We start from the raw sequence: 19,705 nt of genomic DNA on the forward strand, positions 1-19,705 counted from the left end.
GATCACTTCCCTGATTTCTCCGGTGTTGATCAGTCTGTCTTGCCTTCTGGGCAGATACAGGAGACAGTGATGAACGACACCTCTCTGGCGGCGCTACGCAACTTTGCGCGTGAGAACATCGGGCTCCACGGCCACGTCCTGGCAGATTTTGTTGCTAACTATTTTTATAGCGCAGACCCCAATGAAATAGAGGCTCGCGGGCCAAATTGCCTGATGGCCATGGCCTGTGCCCATCTGCGTTTGCTGGAGCTGCCACCGAGCCCGTCGGGCGCACGTGTCAGAGTCTTCAACCCGAGCATTGCCGAAGACGGATTTGTGAGTGATCACACCGTGGTTCAAATTGTGCAGGACGACATGCCCTTTTTGGTGGACTCGGTGACGATGGCGGTCAACCGGGCGGGATACACCGCACACTGGATTGTTCATCCGCTGCTGGTGATTGAGTTGGACGCCCAGCGACGGCTCAGTCAGGTTCGCCATGCCAATCCGGCAGCGCTGGCCGAGAGCGCCGTCCAGTCCTTTATTGTGGTGGAGTGTGACCGCATCATCTCCGAGCCAGAGCGCCAGGCTTTGCAGGATGATCTGCTGCGTGTCCTGGCAGACGTGTCGGCCGCTGTCCGCGATTGGCCCGCGATGCTGGCCCGTTTGCAGGAAGTCATCGACGTGTCCGAGCAAGCACCTCAGCGTACGGCAGCCATGTCCGAAGGTGTGGCCTTCCTGCGCTGGCTGGAGGCACAACACTTCACCTTTCTCGGTGCTCGTGACTACAGCGTATCGCGTGAGGGGGAGCTTGTTCACCTCACGGCGATCCCTCACACCGGCTTTGGCATTTTGCGGGGAGATCCCCTCAAACCGGTCAGCCAGTTGCCTTTGGAAGCACAGGCGATCCTGGAGACAGATCAGTTGGTGGTTACCACCAAGGCTATGACGCGCTCCACGGTGCACCGCCCGGCCTGGCTGGATTGTCTGGCGATCAAGCGGTTTGACGAGGCGGGCAGGGTGGTGGGGGAAACCCGCTTTCTGGGGCTGTACACCTCCAAAGCCTACGCGGCACCGGTTGCCGACATTCCTCAGGTGCGGCTGCGCATCACCCAGGTCATGCGGGCCGCCGAAGTGATGCCTGAAAGTCACGCCGCCAAATCGCTGCAAGCCATCCTGGAAGCCTATCCGCGTGATGAGTTGTTCCAGGTGGACACACCCACCCTGATCCAGCATGCGATTGGCATCCTGCGTTTGCAGGAGCGCCAGCGCACCTGTGTCTTCTTGCGCCACGACCCTTTTTGCCGTTTCACCTCGGTGCAGGTCTATGTGCCACGCGACCGCTACAACACCGAGTTGCGCCTGCGTATTGGGGAGGAACTGGTGCGCACCCTGGATGGTCAATCGGTCGAGTTCACGCCGATGTTGACGGACCATCCGATGGCGCGCATCCACTACCTGATTCGCACCGCCCAAGCTGTGGCGTCCCATCTGGATGAGCCTGCCTTGGCGGCCCGTATCGCCACGCTGGCACGGCGCTGGGAGGACGACTGCAAGCTGGCGCTGTTACAAATCCATGGCGAAGAAGCTGGCCTGGCGCTGGCCAAACGGTTTGCAGACGCGTTTTCCGCCAGTTACAAGGAAGATTTTTCTGGCTTGGTGGCGGCCGACGATGCGCTGGTCTTGTCAACACTGTCCGAGCGTGTGGGCTTGGCGGTCAGGCTTTACCGCCCGGTCCAGCCCAAACCAGATGTTGTTCGTTTGAAGATGTACAGCACCAGCAAGTTAGCTTTGTCAGATTCGCTACCGATTCTGGAATGTATGGGTGCCCGGGTGTTGGACGAACATCCCTACAGGGTGATTGAGGCGGGGGCACAGCGCCACTTCTGGATTCACGACCTGGGCCTGCTGTTACCCGACAACACCGACTTTTCCATCATCAAAGAACGCTTCGAGTCTTTGTTTCTAAGGGTTTGGTGCAACGAATTTGACAGTGATCGGTTGAACCAGCTGGTGCTGGTCACCCAGCTGGACGGTCGAGCCATCTCGGTGTTGCGCGCCTACACGCGCTACTTCCGGCAGCTTGGATTTGCCTTCAGCCAGGCCTACATCGAGACCACACTGCGCAAAAACGCGGCACTTACCCAGCTGCTTTTTGATCTGTTTGCGACGCGTTTTGACCCCGACCTGGCGGGAGACCGTGACGCGGCCCAGCAAGGACTATCAGAGCACATTGAACGTTTGCTCGGTGAGGTGGCCAGCCTGGAAGAAGACCGCGTTATCCGCCAGTTTTACAACAGCATGCTGTCAACGGTTCGCACCAATGCCTGGCAGACCACGGTGGATGGGCTCCATAAGCCTTATCTGAGCTTCAAGTTCGAGCCGAAAAAGATGCCGGGTGTGCCCGAGCCCAAGCCACAGCATGAGATCTGGGTCTACGCCCCACGTTTTGAGGGGGTGCATCTGCGCCATGGCAAGGTGGCGCGCGGTGGCATCCGCTGGTCAGACCGGCGCGAGGACTTCCGTACCGAAATTTTGGGGCTGGTCAAGGCGCAACACGTCAAAAACACGGTGATTGTGCCGGTCGGCTCCAAAGGCGGTTTTGTTCTCAAGGCGGCGCCTAATCCGTCTGACCGCGACGCCACCCTGGCCGAGGGTATCGCGTGTTACCGCCTCTTCCTCTCGGGTTTGCTGGACCTGACCGACAACCTGGTCCAAGGTCAGGTGGTGGCGCCAGAGCGGGTGGTTCGCCATGACCCGGATGACCCGTATCTGGTGGTCGCGGCGGACAAGGGTACGGCGAGTTTTTCGGACATTGCCAACAGCCTGTCTGCCGACTACGGGTTCTGGCTGGGGGATGCCTTTGCCTCGGGTGGCTCCGTGGGGTATGACCACAAAAAGATGGGGATCACCGCGCGAGGTGCCTGGGAGTCGACCAAACGGCATTTCCGCTCGTTGGGCATCAACACCCAAACCACGCCGTTCACCGTGGTCGGCATCGGTGACATGTCCGGTGATGTGTTTGGCAACGGCATGCTGTTGTCCGAACACATCCGGCTGGTGGCTGCGTTTGACCATCGGCATATCTTCATCGACCCGAATCCCGATGTGGCTGCCAGTTTTTCCGAGCGTCGACGTCTGTTTGGCCTGGTGCGTTCGAGCTGGGACGACTATGACAAGGCCTTGATCTCGGACGGTGGCGGTGTGTATTCACGCAGCGCCAAGTCCATCAGGCTGTCGGTGGCCGCACAGGCGGTGCTAGGGATACCGGTTCAAGAGCTGTCACCGGTCGAGCTCCTCAATGCCTTGCTCAAGGCACCGGTGGACCTGATCTACAACGGTGGCATCGGCACCTATGTCAAATCTTCCCGGGAAACCCATGCTCAGGCCGGTGACAAAGCCGGTGACGCTTTCCGCGTGAATGGCTCGGAGTTGCGTTGCAAAGTGCTGGTGGAAGGGGGCAACCTCGGGTGTACCCATAACGGGCGTATTGAGTACGCCCAAAAGGGTGGCCTGATCTACACCGATGCCATCGACAACTCGGCTGGGGTGGACTGTTCGGACCATGAGGTTAACATCAAGATCCTGCTGGACCGGGTGGTTGAGGCGGGGGACATGACCCTCAAGCAGCGCAACGATTTGCTGGCCTCCATGACCGAGGAAGTGGGTCATCTGGTGCTGGCGGACAACTATTACCAAACCCAGGCGCTGGACGTGGTCTGCCATCGCCCCAGCTATTTCCTGGATGCTCAACAACGGCTCATGCAGTGGCTGGAGGGTTCAGGCCGACTGGACCGGGCCATCGAATTTTTGCCCGCGGACGAAGAGATCAGGCTGCGCCGAGCTACAGCAACAGGACTGAGCGCTCCTGAAAACGCGGTGTTGCTGGCCTATGCCAAGATTGCTGTGTTCAACGATCTGATCGCCAGTGACCTGCCAGACGACCTGTTTTTCAACCGTTCACTGCAAGCTTATTTCCCGAAAGTTCTGACAGAAAAATTCAGCGCTGCCATAGCCTCGCACCCCCTCAAGCGCGAGATCATCGCCACTCATGTGACCAACACCTTGGTCAACCGCATGGGCGCGACCTTTGTCAACTTCCTGGCTGCAGAAGCCGCCGCCAAAACCGCTGACGTGGTGCGCGCCTATACCTTGGCGCGAGAGATTTTTGACCTGGAAACGCTGTGGGACCAGATTGACACTCTGGATGCCCAGATCCCCAGCGCCCTGCAGCTGAATTTGCTGGGCAAGCTGATGTCGATTGCCAAACGTGCGTCACGCTGGATGCTGCGCAAACGTGACAAGGCGACAGATCTGCCGACCCTGATTACACGTTACCAACCTGGTGCCAGTGAGTTGCGTGCACACCTGGATGACTGGTTGCCTGAGGCCACCCAACAGGTCTGGCAACAGATGACCCAGGAGTGGGTGGACCAGGGTGTGGCCGTTGATCTGGCGCGACGACTGACCTCGCTCGAGTTTGCGTTTCCTGCCCTGGATCTGGTGGACCTCAGTGCGTCGGCCCATATCCCGCTGGAACAGGCCGCACGAACCTATTTTGCGGTGGCGGTCACCCTGGATTTGTCGGGCTGGCGCACACAAATCAACCGCCTGCCGACAGACACCCTGTGGCAGACCCAGGCGCGCAGCAGTGCCCGAGACGACATTTATGCCATGGCGGGGCAGATCACCCAGACCGTGTTGACGCAGCACACCAGCGTGGACGATTGGTCGGCACGGCATGCTGGCCAGATCGGACGTTTGCGCCAGCTGTTGCAGACCATTGGGGCACAAGCGCCAGATCTGGCTCCGGTCTCGGTGGCCTTGCGGGAGTTGCGGCATTTAGCCTGATGTGTTGTGACCTGCTCAGGAGTCGCAGGCCGTGACGGCACATGAACAGCCGGGTCAGGCCGAGGTGTTGAGCAAACGCCCCGTGGTTTTCTCAGGCGTTGTTTGCGCTTGTTGGCTGTAGTTTTTTTGCAGGGCAAGCGAGGGTGACGCTTGGCTTGCCCAGGTCTGTGCCGCCAGTGTGAACAGGCTGTTGTTCACCATATTTTTCTGGGTGGTTGACAAGTCGACTTTCAGAATCGGTTTGGCCAAGTTAAACACACCCGCCAAAGTGCTTTCGTAGGTGGTTTGGCTCTGCAGCTGTGTTGTTGGGCTTGACTGGGATGTTGTTGGTGCGGCGCTGGGCGTTGTTTGAGCCTGTTTCTCAAAGTTTTGTGCCCGCTGGCGTGCTTGCTGCACCACACGGTCTTGCTCTTCTGCTTGCAAACGCAGGTTTTCGGCGTTGGCTTCGGCTTGGTCGGCCTCACGCCTGGCCTGTTGCACACGGCTTTTGAGCAGCGTGGACTGCAACGACGGTGTGGCACTGTTGGTGGCTGCCAAGGCGGCCATGATGGCACCTGTGCTGGGTGGTAATCAGGCAGTGACGTTGAGCAGTCGCCCGGTGGTTTGACCCTGGGTGTTGACCACCGGTTTTTGGGGGGGTGTCTCGGCAGGCTTTGTTTCTGCCTTCTGCCCTTTTTCCTGCTCGCTTGTTTGCTTTGTTTTTTGTAGCTGCGTTGGCTGTTGGGTGGATTGCGTGGGTGACGTCCGGGTGCTTGAAATTTCCATGGTGTACTCCTGTCGCAGTCAGAGGGCCAGTTTACAAGTCTTGAGCCCGATGTTCAATCACTTTCAAATGCCATGCCGTCATGCATGGAATTGCAGTGCCGCCAGTCCGGCGTAGACCCCACCCAAGGCCACCAGCTCGTTGTGGGTACCCTGTTCTACCAGCTGACCCGCGTCAATCACCACAATCCGGTCGGCTTTTTGCACCGTTGCCAGTCGGTGCGCAATCACCAGGGTTGTGCGGCCACGCATGGCGGATTCCAGCGCCGCCTGCACCATGCGTTCACTCTCGGCGTCGAGTGCGCTGGTGGCTTCGTCCAGCAGCAGCAGGGGTGGGTTCTTCAAGATGGCGCGGGCAATGGCGATACGCTGGCGTTGCCCGCCGCTCAGGCGCACCCCCCGTTCGCCCAGGAAGGTGTCATAGCCCTGGGGCAGCTTGGTGATGAAGCCATCTGCGAACGCAGCCACGGCCGCCGCCTTGACCTCGGTATCTGTGGCATCCGGTCTGCCATACCGAATGTTCTCGAGCGCACTGGTTGAGAAGACCACCGCATCTTGCGGCACGATGCCAATGTGCTGGCGCAAGTCCTGCAACGACAGCTCGCGCGTGGCCACCCCGTCGAGCAGGATGCGGCCTTCCTGGGTGTCGTAAAACCGCAGCAGCAGCTGAAACACCGTGCTTTTACCGGCGCCGCTGGGCCCGACCAGGGCCACGGTCTGCCCCGCACTGACGAGTAATGAAAAACCACGCAACGCCGCCTGATTCGGCCGCGACGGGTAATGAAAAGTGATGTTCTCAAAAGTAATAGCGCTGCCCTCCTTGGATATAAGGGCTACAGCCGGATTAGAGGGCGAAGTGATGGGGGACTGGCTGGCCAGCAGTTCCATCAGCCGTTCAGTCGCTCCGGCGGCACGTAACAAATCGCCATACACCTCGCTCAGCACCGCAAAGGCACTGGCCAGAATGATCACGTAAACCACGGTCTGGCCCAGATGTCCAGCCGAAATGCGCCCGGCCAGCACCGCCTGTGTGCCCTGGTACAAGCCCCAGAGCAGCGCCGCCGAGGTGGCGACGATGATAAAAGCCACCAGGCCCGAGCGGGTGCGGGTGCGCCGCACTGCCACCTCAAACGCGGTCTCGGTGGCCTGGATAAAGCGCGTTGTCTCTCGTCCTTCGGCGGTATAACTTTGCACCACCGGAATCGCGTTGAGTACCTCGGCTGCTATGGCACTGGAGTCGGCGGCCCGGTCCTGGCTGTCGCGCGAGAGTTTGCGCACCCGGCGTCCAAACGCCGCCGCCGGCACCACAATCAGGGCCAGCATCAGCAGCACCTGGGCCATCACCAGCGGGTTGGTCCACACCAAAATGCCCAGGGCGCCCAGGCCCATCACCAGGTTGCGCAGACCCTGGCTCAGTGAGGAACCGACAACCGTTTGTACCAGCGTGGTGTCAGCCGACAGGCGCGACAGCACCTCGCCCGTCTGGGTGGTTTCGAAAAACTCCGGGCTTTGCTGCAGCACATGGCTGTAAACGGCGTTGCGCAGGTCGGCGCTGATGCGCTCGCCCAGCCAGCTCACCATGTAAAAGCGCGCCGCCGAGAACACCCCCAATGCCACCGCAACCCCGAACAGCAAGGCGAAATGGTCGCGCATCGCCAGCATGCGTTCACCGGGGTCGGTCTGGACCAGGCCGCTGTCAATCAGGCTGCGCAGTGCCCATGGAAAGGCCAACGTGCTGGCGGCGGCCAGTATCAAAAACACCAGGGCCAGGCCAATGCGCAGGCGGTAGGGCCGCAAGAAGGGCAGGAGGCCGGAGAGTGATGTCGGGCTGGATGCGGGGGAGACGGTCTCAGTCATGGGGCAGAGTGCTGTTCATGGGGTCGGTGATACCACCGCATAGATGCAAGCAGGAGCCAGCCAGTTTACGTGTCCTGGTTGTTGGTACCCGCCTGTGCAGGTGTTTGACCTTGTGCTCCCTGCGCGCTTCTGGCGCTGCAGGGTTTGCGCACCCCCCGCAGGATCAGCGCGTATTAAGTGCCCACCAGCAACGATGCCAGCTGAACCCCTTCGATGGCATCTGTGGAAATGCCGTCGGCGCCCAGACTCTCAGCGCTGAGATCAAACGCAGAAAAGACCGGACCACCCAACAGCACAGGGATGTTGGGATTGCGTGACTGCCTCTTCAGATCAGAAATCAGGTCTGCAAGATGGTCGAGCTGTTCTGTCACGCCCACCGACAGGCCAACTAGGTCAAACCATTCATTTCGGGCGGCATGGCAGAGTTGGGAGGGCGTGCCAGCCACTTCAATGACAACCTGCCAGCCGTCTTTGCGGAAAAACTCAGACACCATGGCCAAGCCCAGGATGTGTTGTGACCCAGGTGCCGAGGCCAGCATCACCCGCTTGGACACACCCGCCTTTTGCGGGCCACTTTGATACTCGTAACCAATTCGATGGGTGATTTGGTGCATGCGCAGCAGCCCCATGGTGACCTGGCTGAAATCGGCACGTTCAGATTCCCACATCAATCCCAGGTGGCGGGCAGCGGGCGCGATCAAGTTCAAAAAAATGCTGTCGTTGTCAACGTGGTCCAGCAGCAGCTTTTCGATGAACTCAAGCACTTCGTCAGAGCCACGGGACACACATAACTCGGCAAAGGCGGCGATCTCGGCTTGCAGAGGCTGGTAAGCCAGTTTGAAGTGTTGTGCGTTGGCCGCCCCCGGCCGCGGGTGGGCCTCCAAAAGCCGCGGGATGATCTGACTCTCGATCACACTGCGCAGTGAACCCGAACACACATCCTCTGTCACAGGGTTGACGGGCCTGATGGGCACACGGGGTACCGATAAACGGATAGCACTGTTCAACATGTTGCTCTCTGTAGGTTGCCGCGCTGTCAGCGTTAAGTGGACCTGGCTGGAAACGAATTCAGGCCGGACGCTGAAGATAGTAACCCCAATGTTTGGTTACGGCTACCTCAAAAATCAAGTCAGCATCTTGAAAGAAAGTATTGTCATGAAACGTTCTGTGGGTATTGAGGCTCTGCTTTGTCAGCTGGACAGCGAGCCCTTGATCCGCTCCGGGCACAGTAGGCACATTAAAAATGTGTAAATATTTGTTGACAAGTTGCGGCGCTTATATATAGTGCTGCACAAATGTCAAGCTAATGTGACACAAAAGCGAGGCCCTATGGATTTGTTAAAGCGCGCTGAGAACGCCCTGGAATTTCACTTTGGCAGAGCCGTTGGCTCGGGTGCGCCCCCTAGGCTGGTGGAGGCCATGCGCCATGCTGTTTTTTCAGGTGGTGCCAGGGTGCGACCCCAGTTGGTCCTGTCGGTGGCCATGGCGTGTGGTGAAGACGCCGTGGAGCTGACGGATGCTGCGGCCTGTGCGGTCGAGTTGATGCATTGCGCATCTCTGGTGCATGACGACATGCCTACATTTGACAACGCAGATATCCGCCGCGGCAGGCCAACGGTGCACAAAGCCTTTGGGGAACCCTTGGCCCTGCTGGCGGGCGACGCCTTGATTGTGATGGCCTACCAAGTTTTGCTCAATGCCGGTCAAGCCTATCCGGACCGTCTGGTGGCCTTGATGCAGAACCTGAGCGCGGGTGTTGGCTTGCCTTCGGGCATAGTGGCGGGTCAGGCCTGGGAATGTGAGGTCAAAGCAGACCTGGGCCAATACCAGCGTGCCAAAACCGGCGCCCTGTTTGTGGCGGCCACCTGCGCGGGGGCTTTGTCGTGTGCCAGTGATGCCAGCCCGTGGGCAGCTTTGGGTGCCAATCTGGGTGAGGCCTACCAAGTGGCCGATGACATCCGTGATGTCATGGGGCAAGTTATTTTGATGGGCAAGCCTGTGGGGCAGGACGCTTTGCATGCTCGCCCCAGTGCCGCCAGTGAACTCGGTCTGGACGGTGCCATGGCGCATTTTCAGTCGCTTATTGAGCAGGCTGTTGACTGCATCCCCCAGTGCTCTCACCGTGGTTTGTTGCAGCAGCTGGTGCATCGTGAGGCTGAGCGGCTGGTGCCCAGTGCCGCCTTTGCCGAGTATCGGAGCCAACAGAGCGCACCCCCCCAAAGCATCTCCGCTTGAACGGGTCGGATAGGTCACATTTCGGACATTGACTGTGGAACATTTGGATCTTGCCAGGCTGTCCCCTGCTGGCATCACAAGCCAGTCCTGGATGGATGGTATTCATCAGAAAATTGACGCGTGGATGACGTCGCCGGGCCTGTATCGGACCTCCATCTCCAACCCTTTGACACGCTGGTTCACCCGCCGAAGGACCAAGCAGGTTTTTGATCTGATGTCTGGCTTTGTCCATTCCCAGGTGCTGTTGTCCTGCGTCAAGCTCAATATCTTCTCGATCGTGCGCCAGGCGCCGGTCACCTTGGAGGAGCTGTCAACACGCTGCCAGGTCCCCGCGCCGGTGTTGCAGCGGCTTGTTCTATCGGCCATTGCACTACGTTTATTGGAGCATAGAAGCCTTTTTCGTATTGGTCTAGGAGCACTTGGGGCACCTCTTGCTGCCCATGAAGGTGTGCGTGCCATGGTTGAGCACAACCATCTGCTCTACCGTGACATGACTGAACCGCTCGATTTTCTGCGTGACACCTGGCGCGGTGGCATGGCGGGTTATTGGCCGTATGCCCACTCAGACTCTCCGGCCCAGGATTCGGTTGCCAAGCTCGATCAGGTCGGGCGGTATTCGGCGTTGATGGCTGCTTCACAGAACTTTGTGATCGAAGAGATTGTGAGCGCCTACTCTTTCAAAAAGCATCGTTGCATGATGGATGTGGGTTGCGGTATGGGGCGGTTTGTGGCCGCTGTGGCGCAACGTGAGTCACAACTCAAGTTCAAACTGTTTGACCTGCCTGCCGTGTTGGCATTGACGCAGAAAAACCATGCCAGCTTGGGTCTCGAATCCCGGATGTCCTACCACCCGGGCAGTTTCTTCCATGACGCTCTGCCAGAAGGGGCCGATCTGGTGACCTTGGTACGTGTGGCGCATGACCATCCGGATGGCGCGGTGTTGGGCGTCATGAAAAGGATCTACCAGGCGCTGCCTGCGGGGGGCACGCTCCTGTTGGCTGAACCCATGGCGCAGGAGCCGGGTGACAAACCACTGGGCGACGCCTACTTTCATCTGTACCTGCTGGCCATGGGTGCTGGCCGTTACCGCACCCCCAGTGAGTTGACGGCCATGCTGCAAGAGAGTGGCTTTGAGCGCGTTGCGTTGATTCCCAATGCCATGCCCATCCACACGCGGCTGCTGGTGGCCCGTAAGCCTGGGGCAATCTAGGTATTTACCCTAGGCAAATGATTAAACTGTAAATTCAAGTTGACAAATGTGAATGTCAACCTAGAATTAAATTATGAAAGCACAAGCCATCGTTTTCGAGCAACCCAGACATTTGTCTGTGCAGTCTTTGGACTTGCCTGAGCTGATGGACCACCAGGTTCATGTTCAGGTGGAGTACAGCGGCATCAGCACCGGCACGGAAAGATTGTTGTGGGATGGCAGCATGCCGGCGTTTCCGGGCATGGGTTATCCCTTGGTGCCAGGTTATGAGACAGTGGGTCGTGTGGTCAGGGTTGCTGGCGACAGCTCGCTGTCAGTGGGTCAGCGGGTGTTTTTGCCGGGTGCCAACTGTTTTCAGGGTGTTCGCAACCTGTTTGGCGGCTCGGCCTCTGACTTGGTTGTGCCTCAGGAACGTGCTATTCCGGTGCCAGAAAGTCTTGGCGCGCAAGCGGTTCTGCTGGCTTTGGCGGCTACGGCCTACCATGCCGTAGCTGGTGGTGGCAAACGTGAAGTGATCACGTCACCGGACCTGATTGTGGGTCATGGTGTGATGGGTCGTTTGCTGGCGCGCCTGACGGTGGCTGCTGGTGCACCTGAGCCCACTGTTTGGGAAACACAGGCTGTGCGCATGGACGGTGCCGAGGGCTACCGCGTGGTGCATCCCGATGATGACCCACGCAAGGACTACAAAGCCATCTATGACGTCAGTGGCGACAGCAACTTGCTCGACAAGTTGATTTTGCGCCTGGCTCCGGGGGGCGAAGTGGTGCTGGCTGGTTTTTACAAGCAAGATTTGCATTTCGCCTACGCGCCAGCGTTCATGAGAGAGGCTCAAATTCGCACTGCCGCAGAGTGGAAAAGAGCCGACTTGTTGGCGGTGACCGAGTTGGTCACCACGGGCAGGTTGTCGCTGGAAGGTTTGATCACACATCACCAGTCGCCTAGAAATGCCCTGGCGGCCTATGAGGTGGCTTTTGGTGATCCGTTGTGTCTCAAAATGATTATGGATTGGAGTGCCAACGCATGACCAACTTGGCTATTCCTTCTGAGCAACCCGTCAAGTTTGTAGAGCGTTTGCGTCAAGAGGCGTCGGAGCCTTTGCCAGAGGTGTCGACGGCCCAGCCGACCAAAGAGACGCAGATCATTGCCATCTACGGCAAGGGTGGCATTGGTAAAAGTTTTACCCTGTCCAATTTGAGTTACATGATGGCTCAACAGGGCAAGAAGGTGTTGCTGATTGGTTGTGATCCCAAGAGCGACACCACCAGCCTTTTGTTTGGCGGCAAGGCGTGTCCGACCATCATTGAAACATCTTCCCGGTTGAAGCTGGCTGGTCAGGCTGTCAGCATCAGTGATGTGTGCTTTAAACGCGATGGCGTTTTTGCCATGGAGTTGGGTGGTCCGGAAGTTGGTCGGGGTTGCGGCGGACGCGGCATCATTCACGGTTTCGAAACTCTGGAGAAACTTGGCTTTCACGACTGGGGTTTTGATTACGTTCTGCTCGATTTTCTGGGTGACGTGGTCTGTGGCGGTTTTGGTCTGCCCATTGCCCGTGACATGTGTCAGAAGGTGATTGTGGTTGGCAGCAATGACTTGCAGTCCCTGTACGTGGCCAACAATGTCTGCTCGGCGGTGGAGTACTTCCGCAAGCTGGGTGGCAATGTGGGTGTTGCCGGCATGGTGATCAACAAAGATGATGGCACAGGCGAGGCTGCCGCCTTTGCGGCCAATGCGGGCATACCTGTTCTGGCTGCGATCCCTGCCAATGAAGATATTCGTCGCAAAAGTGCCAATTACGAAATCATCGGTATTCCTGGTGGCGAGTGGGGCCCGATGTTTGAACAACTGGCGACCAATGTGGGTGAAGCGCCACCTGTGCGTCCCAAGCCGCAAACGCAGGACCAATTGTTGAGTCTGTTCAGCGCCGATGTGGTGGGTCGTCATGTGGTGTTGGAACCTGCGACTGCTTTTGACATGGTGGGTCGCCACGATGTGGTGAAGCCCAGCTTGGAAGTCATTTACGACGCGTCCTGAGTTATGTCGTACTCTGAAGCCACCATCCTCGCTCAAGCGCCAGAGATGCAGTCCACTGCATTGGAAGGTGATGGCATGGGTTGCCATGCCGGGGGTGAAAAGTTGTTGTCTGCTGCGCGGTCTTCTGGCAAAACCGAAGTTCTGTTGCAGTACGCCAAGGACTATCCAGTCAACCCGAATGCGGGGCCGCATGACCAGCCGCAAAGCATGTGCCCGGCGTTTGGGGCGCTGCGTGTTGGTCTGCGTATGCGCAGAACCGCCACCATTCTGTCGGGCTCGGCGTGCTGTGTGTATGGTTTGACGTTCATCTCCCATTTCTACGGCGCACGCCGCAGTGTTGGGTATGTGCCCTTCAACTCCGAATCCCTGGTGACAGGCAAACTGTTTGAGGATATTCGGGACGCCGTTCACGCCCAAGCTGATCCAGCAACACTTGATGCCATCGTGGTGATCAATCTTTGTGTGCCTACCGCCAGCGGGGTTCCGCTGCAACTGTTGCCCAAGGAAATTGACGGTGTTCGCATCATTGGCATCGACGTACCAGGTTTTGGCGTGCCAACACACGCTGAGGCGAAGGATGTCTTAGCTGGTGCGATGTTGCGTTATGCACGGCATGAGGTTCAAAGTGGGCCCGTGCAGGCGCCGCGCGGCGGCGTGGTTCATCTGCCCACCATCACTCTGCTGGGCGAGATGTTTCCGGCTGACCCGGTGGGTATCGCGCATCTGTTGGCGCCGATGGGGCTGGCTGCAGGGCCGGTGGTGCCGACCCGTGAGTGGCGCGAGTTGTATGCAGCGTTGGACTGCTTGGCTGTTGCGGCCATTCACCCGTTTTATACGGCCAGTGTGCGTGAGTTCGAGGCGGCAGGTCGGCCCGTGGTGGGCTCCGCACCGGTGGGGCTGGATGGCACCCTGTCCTGGTTGCAGGCGATTGGTGAAGCAGCCGGTGTGGCTCAAGACAAGATTGATGTGGCCAAAAACCAGGCTGGCGCTGCCATCAGGGCGGTGTTGGCAACACAACCCATTGCCGGGCGTATCACGCTGAGCGGTTATGAAGGCTCTGAGCTGCTGGTTGGTCGTTTGTTGGTGGAGTGTGGTGCCGACTTGAAGTATGTCGGTACAGCCTGTCCTGCAACACCCTGGAACAGTTTGGATGCCGAATGGTTGGCTTCGAAGGGTGTTCGTGTCCAGTTTCGCGCTTCTCTGGAGCAAGACATGGCTGCGGTGGATGAGTTCAAGCCTGATCTCGCCATCGGGACCACCCCGGTTGTCCAGAAAGCCAAGCAGATGTCCATTCCTGCACTGTATTTCACCAACCTGATTTCAGCGCGTCCCTTAATGGGGGTGGCCGGGGTAGGTTCCCTGGTGCAGGTTGTTCAGTCCGCCATAGGCAATCGGGCTCGGTTCGAGACCATGACCGCATTTTTTGAAAATGTGGGCTCGGGTGACACCGCAGGCATTTGGGAGGATGTTCCCGAGAAGCACCCTGAGTTTCGTGCAGAGACGCGTCGGCAGTTGGACCGCTTGTCAAAGAAGCGCAAAGCTGAGGAGATGGGCTGATGTTCATCCTTGACCATGATCGCGCGGGTGGCTATTGGGGAGCGGTGTATGTGTTCACCGCCATCAAGGGGCTGCAGGTCATCATTGATGGGCCGGTGGGCTGTGAAAACCTGCCAGTGACGTCCGTGCTGCACTATACGGATGCTTTGCCGCCCCATGAGTTGCCGATTGTGGTGACGGGTTTGGGTGAAGAACAATTGGGGCGCGAAGGGACCGAAGGGGCCATGAAACGTGCACACGCGGTGCTGGACCCCGACCTTCCCGCCGTTGTGGTCACAGGCTCCATTGCCGAGATGATTGGTGGTGGCGTGACCCCCGAGGGGACAAATATTTTGCGGTTCCTGCCACGCACGATTGATGAGGATCAGTGGCAATGTGCCAACCGGGCGATTTATTGGTTGTGGAGCGAATACGGCTTGCGCAAAGTGCCGCAGCGCAAATCACTGAGTGAACGCCACCCAGAAGAAAAGCCCCGGGTCAACATCATCGGCCCGTCGTATGGGGTGTTCAATTCGGCAAGCGATTTGGCCGAGGTGCGCCGTCTGGTGGAGGGTATTGGCGCGGAAGTCAATATGGTGTTCCCGCTTGGCAGTCATCTGGCTGATGTTCCGAACCTTGTGAATGCGGATGTCAATGTTTGCATGTACCGTGAGTTTGGCCGGATGTTGTGTGAAGCGCTTGAGCGGCCTTACCTCCAGGCCCCCATCGGCCTGCACAGCACGACGCTGTTTTTGCGCCAACTTGGTGAGTTGCTGGGCCTGGACCCTGAGCCGTTCATTGAACGTGAGCGGCACACAACCCTCAAGCCACTCTGGGATTTGTGGCGCTCGGTGACACAGGATTTTTTCTCGACAGCCAGTTTCGCCGTGGTCGCCAACGAGACCTATACCCGGGGACTGAAGAATTTCCTGGACGTCGAAATGGGGCTGCCGTGCAAATTTGCCGTTTCCCGCACTGCCGGAGCCAAAACGGATAACCAGAAGATTCGTGATTTGTGCAAAACGCAAACACCGCTGATCATGTTTGGCAGTTACAACGAGCGCATGTATTTGAGCGAGATGTCTGGTGGGGGCCCGATGCGTGCTTCCTTCATACCGGCCTCGTTCCCAGGTGCTGTGATCAGACGCCATACTGGCACACCTTTCATGGGTTACAGCGGTGCAAGTTACCTCATCCAAGAGGTGTGCAACAGCCTATTTGATGCTTTGTTTCACATCCTTCCGCTGGGTGTTGACATGGATCGTGTCGATCCAACACATGCACGTGGTGTGGTGGTGCCGAACGCGGCGTGGCATGAGGCTGCGCAGTCGCGGATGCGGGATCTGATTCAGAACCAACCCGTGTTAATACAGATTTCTGCTGCCAAACGCTTGCGTGATTTGGCTGAAAAATTCGCCCGCGAATCAGACCAGGACAAAGTCATGGTGTCGCACGTTGACCGTGCGGGCGAAGAGTTGGGATTGGGGGTTCATGCATGAGTTTCGATCTGCATGGATCTGTGCCGGGGCTGCCATCAGCCTTGGACGTCAAGATGTCAAGGTCAAAGATCTTGGCTACTCAGGTTGCGCGGGTTGTGCGCATCATCGGCCGAAAGGCTTTTTTGTGAAGGAGTATTCGCATGTCGAATCAAACCTCTATTTCCGGACTGACTGACGAGGAAGCCCAGGAGTTCCACAAGTTCTATGTTCAAGGATTTGTGGGATTCACGGCAGTTGCTGTGGTTGCGCACATTCTTGTTTGGGCTTGGCGACCCTGGCTGTAACGCCATCGTTTGATTCCAGGATTAGTTGCCATGAATCAAAACATTCAAGTAAAAGGCGAGTTTTTCCATGTTGAAAAATCGCTGACTTTCTGGATGATTTTTGCGCCGGTATTTGTCATTTTCTTTGTTGCATCAGTATCAGCTTCACTGATTGGTATGCAATGGAGAACGTTTTTGCCTGGTGCAGAAAATTCCAAAGGTCTTATTGAAGGTGTGAATTCAGCGGTGTACACACTCATGTCATACATTATTTAGGAGAAATGACCATGTGGAGAATTTGGCGTCTTTTCGACCCTATCAGGGTTATGGTTGCTCAAGGTGTTTTCTTGTTTGCTTTGGCTGCAATGATTCATCTGATCTTGCTCGGTACCAACAAGTTCAACTGGCTCGATGGCCAACACAAGGCAGGTGCGGTTGCTACGCAAAACGCACCCCTGCCGGCAACAGTTCCTGCAGCAGGCTCTTAAGCGGACTGTGTTCAGGGAAAGCAAACGGACCCAAAAGCTCTTTTGGGTGTCGTTTGCCCAGTTTTAGTAAACATTTGGAATTGACTATGCGTCAGTTCTAGTTAGGCGGGTGCAATCATGGCGATGCTCAGCTTTGAAAAGAAGTACAGAGTTCGTGGAGGAACTTTGATAGGTGGTGACCTGTTCGACTTTTGGGTCGGTCCCTTCTACGTTGGTTTTTTTGGTGTCACCACATTGTTTTTCTCTGTGTTGGGCACGTTCATGATTCTTTGGGGCGCATCGCAAGGTCCGACATGGAACCTTTGGCAGATCAGCATTGCCCCGCCGGATTTGTCTTATGGGTTGGGGATCGCGCCTCTCATGGAGGGCGGCTTGTGGCAGTTGGTCACGGTGTGTGCCATCGGCGCTTTTGTTTCCTGGATGCTTCGTGAAGTTGAGATCTGCCGCAAACTTGGCATGGGTCTGCATGTTCCCCTGGCGTTTGGTGTTGCGATCTTTGCCTATGTCACCTTGGTGGTCATTCGCCCGGTGCTGATGGGGGCCTGGGGCCACGGTTTCCCGTATGGGATTTACAGCCATTTGGACTGGGTTTCTAACGTGGGGTATCAGTACCTGCATTTCCACTACAACCCCGCCCACATGCTGGCCATCAGTTTTTTCTTTGGGACCACATTTGCTCTGTCTTTGCATAGCTCGCTGATTGTGTCGGCCTCGAATCCCAAGAAGGGCGAGAAGGTCTGCGCACCTGAAGCTGAGGATACGTTCTTCCGCGACATCATCGGTTATTCAATTGGTACCCTGGGGATTCACCGCCTTGGTTTGTTTCTGGCTCTGGCGGCCGTGCTGTTTAGTGCCTTGTGCATTGTGATCAGTGGACCATTCTGGACGCGTGGATGGCCTGAATGGTGGGGTTGGTGGTTGAACATGCCCATCTGGAATTAAGTCAGGAGATCACGTCATGGCTGAATATCAAAATCTATTTACTGCAGTACAGCCGTCGGGCGCTGTGCATCACGGTGTGCCATTGGGCAAAGGAAATGAGCCGCGTTTTGGCCATCCTGTTCAGTTTCATCTGTTGGGTCGCTTAGGTAATGCCCAAATTGGTCCGATCTACCTCGGAACACTCGGGGTTGCTGCCGCTGTCAGTTTTTCGATCGCATTTTTCATCGTCGGGATGAACATGCTCGCGTCGGTGGGCTGGGACCCGGTGCAATTTGTGCGCCAACTGTTTTGGCTGGCGTTGGAACCACCTCCGCCGGAGTATGGCCTCAAGTTGCCACCTTTGAATCAGGGCGGCTGGTGGCTGATGGCTGGATTCTTTCTGACAGCTTCACTGATTCTGTGGTGGCTGCGTATCTACCGTCGGGCACGTGAGTTGCACATGGGTACCCATGTCGCTTGGGCCTTTGCCGCAGCCATCTGGCTGTATCTGGTGTTGGGTTTCATTCGTCCGGTTTTGATGGGTTCTTGGAGTGAGGCGGTGCCTTTCGGGATCTTCCCGCACCTGGATTGGACGGCTGCATTTTCCTTGCGCTACGGCAACCTGTTCTACAACCCGTTCCACGCCTTGTCTATTGCCTTCCTTTACGGCTCAACCCTTATATTTGCTATGCACGGCGCTACTATTTTGGCAGTAAGCCGGTTTGGTGGCGAGCGGGAAATTGAACAGATCTTTGACCGCGGTGGTGCTTCTGAACGCGCTGCACTGTTCTGGCGTTGGACCATGGGCATCAATGCGACGATGGAATCCATCCACCGTTGGGGATGGTGGTTTGCAGTGCTGTGCCCCTTGGTGGGTGGTATTGGCATCCTGTTGTCTGGCACTGTGGTGGACAACTGGTACTTGTGGTCGATGAAACATGGGGTGGTTCCGCCACAGCCGTCTGTTTTCCCCATCGTTGTTGATCCCGCAACCTTGATTGGAGTGAAACCATGAGCTTGTCATCTACTTCACTGAAGCTCTTGCTCCTGGGTGGGTTGGTGTTGCTGGCGGGGTGTGAGCGTCCTTCGCCTGATTCAATCCAACGCGGCTATCGCGGTACCGGCATGCTGCAGGTTTATAACCCGCGTTTGGTGGAAGCCATCAACGCCAAGAATCTGCTGCCTGACGCGATACCTGCTGCGGACGCCAGTGGGCCGCGAGCCAGTCAGGCTTTTCAGAATGTCAAGGTCCTGGGTGATGTCAGTGTTGCTGAGTTCACCCGACTGATGACAGCCATAACGGCCTGGGTGTCTCCTGTGGAAGGATGTGCGTATTGCCATGATTTGCAGAACTTTGCAGACGACAAGATGTACACCAAGGTGGTTTCGCGGCGGATGCTTGAAATGACCCGGCACATCAATTCGGACTGGACGACCCATGTGGCGGCAACTGGCGTGACCTGTTTCACCTGCCATCGTGGGCAACCGGTGCCATCCAATATCTGGTTCAAGGAGCCTCCGCAAGCCAATGGGTCCAACTTCATTGGAGACAATGCTGGACAAAACACCGCCTCGATGACTGTGGCACTGATGGCTACGCCAACAGACCCGTTCACGCCTTTCTTGTTGGAAAGCAAGAACATCCGCGTTTACAGTACCACTGCACTTCCGGATCGGACCAATCGCAGCTCGCTCAAGCAGACGGAATACACCTACAGCTTGATGACACACATGTCTTCTGCGCTGAACGTGAATTGCACCTATTGTCATAACACGCGGTCCTTTGGTGACTGGGCAGACAATCCTCCACAACGCGCAGTTGCCTGGCACGGTATTCGGATGGCCCGAGACCTCAATGTCGCCTACCTTGAGCCCCTTAAAACGGCTTTCCCTGCCAACAGGTTGGGCCCGACAGGGGATTCTCCCAAGGTGAACTGCACGACATGTCACCAGGGTGTTTACAAGCCTTTGCACGGAACACCCTTCATCAAGGACTATCCTGAGTTGGTCGGTCCTCGTCCTGCTGCGGTGACAACTGTCGCTGCAAAATGAAGTAAACCGTTGACACCG

At 57.2% G+C, this 19,705-nt stretch carries 18 protein-coding genes; 14 read left to right on the plus strand and 4 right to left on the minus strand.

The features are described from left to right. Window positions 1–69: 69 nt before the first annotated feature. Complete coding sequence (locus KKO72_RS03015; protein WP_214935325.1) at window positions 70–4,830, plus strand: NAD-glutamate dehydrogenase; 4,761 nt, start codon at window positions 70–72, stop codon at window positions 4,828–4,830. A gap of 54 nt (window positions 4,831–4,884) precedes the next feature. On the opposite strand, the gene KKO72_RS03020 is transcribed toward KKO72_RS03015, so the two are convergent. The 4 genes from KKO72_RS03020 to KKO72_RS03035 form a co-directional block, all read right to left on the minus strand. Continuing rightward, window positions 4,885–5,376 carry a hypothetical protein gene (locus KKO72_RS03020; RefSeq protein ID WP_214935327.1) on the minus strand — a complete coding sequence of 164 codons (492 nt, stop codon included), beginning with the start codon at window positions 5,374–5,376 and terminating at the stop codon, window positions 4,885–4,887. A gap of 24 nt (window positions 5,377–5,400) precedes the next feature. Then, window positions 5,401–5,595 (minus strand): hypothetical protein, encoded by a 195-nt coding sequence (locus KKO72_RS03025; RefSeq protein ID WP_214935329.1) that lies wholly within the window; start codon window positions 5,593–5,595, stop codon window positions 5,401–5,403. 78 nt (window positions 5,596–5,673) lie between these two features. Continuing rightward, window positions 5,674–7,449: an ABC transporter transmembrane domain-containing protein gene (locus KKO72_RS03030; protein WP_214935331.1), complete on the minus strand. Its 1,776-nt coding sequence runs from the start codon at window positions 7,447–7,449 to the stop codon at window positions 5,674–5,676. 173 nt (window positions 7,450–7,622) lie between these two features. Further along, window positions 7,623–8,459, minus strand: a complete 837-nt coding sequence (locus tag KKO72_RS03035) for a B12-binding domain-containing protein (RefSeq protein ID WP_214935333.1) — start codon at window positions 8,457–8,459, stop codon at window positions 7,623–7,625. On the opposite strand from KKO72_RS03035, the gene KKO72_RS03040 reads away from it, so the two are divergent. The 13 genes from KKO72_RS03040 (at window position 8,458) to pufC (ending at window position 19,687) form a co-directional block, all read left to right on the plus strand. Beyond that, a complete protein-coding gene (locus KKO72_RS03040) occupies window positions 8,458–8,700 on the plus strand; it encodes a hypothetical protein (protein ID WP_214935335.1) in 243 nt (80 codons plus the stop codon). The genes KKO72_RS03035 and KKO72_RS03040 overlap by 2 nt on opposite strands. Before the next feature lie 78 nt (window positions 8,701–8,778). Continuing rightward, window positions 8,779–9,684 (plus strand): polyprenyl synthetase family protein, encoded by a 906-nt coding sequence (locus KKO72_RS03045; protein ID WP_214935336.1) that lies wholly within the window; start codon window positions 8,779–8,781, stop codon window positions 9,682–9,684. Window positions 9,685–9,898: 214 nt separating this feature from the next. Continuing rightward, on the plus strand, window positions 9,899–10,894 hold the full coding sequence (locus KKO72_RS03050) for an acetylserotonin O-methyltransferase (protein ID WP_251140415.1): 996 nt from the start codon (window positions 9,899–9,901) through the stop codon (window positions 10,892–10,894). Window positions 10,895–10,967: 73 nt separating this feature from the next. After that, window positions 10,968–11,921: a chlorophyll synthesis pathway protein BchC gene (gene bchC / locus KKO72_RS03055; protein WP_214935341.1), complete on the plus strand. Its 954-nt coding sequence runs from the start codon at window positions 10,968–10,970 to the stop codon at window positions 11,919–11,921. Further along, complete coding sequence (locus tag KKO72_RS03060; RefSeq protein WP_078363870.1) at window positions 11,918–12,928, plus strand: chlorophyllide a reductase iron protein subunit X; 1,011 nt, start codon at window positions 11,918–11,920, stop codon at window positions 12,926–12,928. Before bchC ends, KKO72_RS03060 begins: the two co-directional genes overlap by 4 nt. 3 nt (window positions 12,929–12,931) lie before the next feature. After that, window positions 12,932–14,485, plus strand: coding sequence for a chlorophyllide a reductase subunit Y (gene bchY, locus KKO72_RS03065; RefSeq protein WP_251140416.1), 1,554 nt, complete (start codon window positions 12,932–12,934; stop codon window positions 14,483–14,485). Continuing rightward, window positions 14,485–15,963, plus strand: coding sequence for a chlorophyllide a reductase subunit Z (gene bchZ, locus KKO72_RS03070; RefSeq protein ID WP_214935343.1), 1,479 nt, complete (start codon window positions 14,485–14,487; stop codon window positions 15,961–15,963). The genes bchY and bchZ overlap by 1 nt, the downstream gene beginning before the upstream one ends. A 140-nt stretch (window positions 15,964–16,103) precedes the next feature. Continuing rightward, entirely contained in the window at window positions 16,104–16,247 is a 144-nt protein-coding gene (pufB, locus tag KKO72_RS03075; protein ID WP_078363867.1) for a light-harvesting antenna LH1, beta subunit, read from the plus strand. 30 nt (window positions 16,248–16,277) lie between these two features. Beyond that, window positions 16,278–16,502, plus strand: a complete 225-nt coding sequence (locus KKO72_RS03080) for a hypothetical protein (protein ID WP_143541604.1) — start codon at window positions 16,278–16,280, stop codon at window positions 16,500–16,502. An 11-nt stretch (window positions 16,503–16,513) separates the two neighbouring features. Further along, window positions 16,514–16,714 carry a light-harvesting antenna LH1, alpha subunit gene (gene pufA / locus KKO72_RS03085; protein ID WP_078366768.1) on the plus strand — a complete coding sequence of 67 codons (201 nt, stop codon included), beginning with the start codon at window positions 16,514–16,516 and terminating at the stop codon, window positions 16,712–16,714. Between the two features lie 117 nt (window positions 16,715–16,831). Next, window positions 16,832–17,656, plus strand: a complete 825-nt coding sequence (gene pufL, locus KKO72_RS03090; protein WP_078363866.1) for a photosynthetic reaction center subunit L — start codon at window positions 16,832–16,834, stop codon at window positions 17,654–17,656. A gap of 16 nt (window positions 17,657–17,672) precedes the next feature. Further along, complete coding sequence (gene pufM / locus KKO72_RS03095; RefSeq protein WP_078363865.1) at window positions 17,673–18,650, plus strand: photosynthetic reaction center subunit M; 978 nt, start codon at window positions 17,673–17,675, stop codon at window positions 18,648–18,650. Next, on the plus strand, window positions 18,647–19,687 hold the full coding sequence (pufC, locus tag KKO72_RS03100; RefSeq protein ID WP_214935345.1) for a photosynthetic reaction center cytochrome PufC: 1,041 nt from the start codon (window positions 18,647–18,649) through the stop codon (window positions 19,685–19,687). The genes pufM and pufC overlap by 4 nt, the downstream gene beginning before the upstream one ends. The last annotated feature ends 18 nt before the right edge of the window (window positions 19,688–19,705 follow it).

It is taken from the genome of Rhodoferax sp. U11-2br (genome assembly GCF_018619435.1).
Classification (GTDB): domain Bacteria; phylum Pseudomonadota; class Gammaproteobacteria; order Burkholderiales; family Burkholderiaceae_C; genus Rhodoferax.

Coding starts and splice junctions, on each gene's coding strand:
- KKO72_RS03030 (WP_214935331.1), bottom strand. CDS start 7,449: ATGACTGAGACCGTCTCCCCCGCATCCAGCCCGACATCACTCTCCGGC.
- pufA (WP_078366768.1), top strand. CDS start 16,514: ATGTGGAGAATTTGGCGTCTTTTCGACCCTATCAGGGTTATGGTTGCT.
- bchC (WP_214935341.1), top strand. CDS start 10,968: ATGAAAGCACAAGCCATCGTTTTCGAGCAACCCAGACATTTGTCTGTG.
- KKO72_RS03035 (WP_214935333.1), bottom strand. CDS start 8,459: ATGTTGAACAGTGCTATCCGTTTATCGGTACCCCGTGTGCCCATCAGG.
- KKO72_RS03025 (WP_214935329.1), bottom strand. CDS start 5,595: ATGGAAATTTCAAGCACCCGGACGTCACCCACGCAATCCACCCAACAG.
- pufB (WP_078363867.1), top strand. CDS start 16,104: ATGTCGAATCAAACCTCTATTTCCGGACTGACTGACGAGGAAGCCCAG.
- KKO72_RS03015 (WP_214935325.1), top strand. CDS start 70: ATGAACGACACCTCTCTGGCGGCGCTACGCAACTTTGCGCGTGAGAAC.
- pufC (WP_214935345.1), top strand. CDS start 18,647: ATGAGCTTGTCATCTACTTCACTGAAGCTCTTGCTCCTGGGTGGGTTG.
- pufM (WP_078363865.1), top strand. CDS start 17,673: ATGGCTGAATATCAAAATCTATTTACTGCAGTACAGCCGTCGGGCGCT.
- KKO72_RS03050 (WP_251140415.1), top strand. CDS start 9,899: ATGTCTGGCTTTGTCCATTCCCAGGTGCTGTTGTCCTGCGTCAAGCTC.
- KKO72_RS03040 (WP_214935335.1), top strand. CDS start 8,458: ATGTTGCTCTCTGTAGGTTGCCGCGCTGTCAGCGTTAAGTGGACCTGG.
- pufL (WP_078363866.1), top strand. CDS start 16,832: ATGGCGATGCTCAGCTTTGAAAAGAAGTACAGAGTTCGTGGAGGAACT.
- bchY (WP_251140416.1), top strand. CDS start 12,932: ATGTCGTACTCTGAAGCCACCATCCTCGCTCAAGCGCCAGAGATGCAG.
- KKO72_RS03045 (WP_214935336.1), top strand. CDS start 8,779: ATGGATTTGTTAAAGCGCGCTGAGAACGCCCTGGAATTTCACTTTGGC.
- bchZ (WP_214935343.1), top strand. CDS start 14,485: ATGTTCATCCTTGACCATGATCGCGCGGGTGGCTATTGGGGAGCGGTG.
- KKO72_RS03080 (WP_143541604.1), top strand. CDS start 16,278: ATGAATCAAAACATTCAAGTAAAAGGCGAGTTTTTCCATGTTGAAAAA.
- KKO72_RS03020 (WP_214935327.1), bottom strand. CDS start 5,376: ATGGCCGCCTTGGCAGCCACCAACAGTGCCACACCGTCGTTGCAGTCC.
- KKO72_RS03060 (WP_078363870.1), top strand. CDS start 11,918: ATGACCAACTTGGCTATTCCTTCTGAGCAACCCGTCAAGTTTGTAGAG.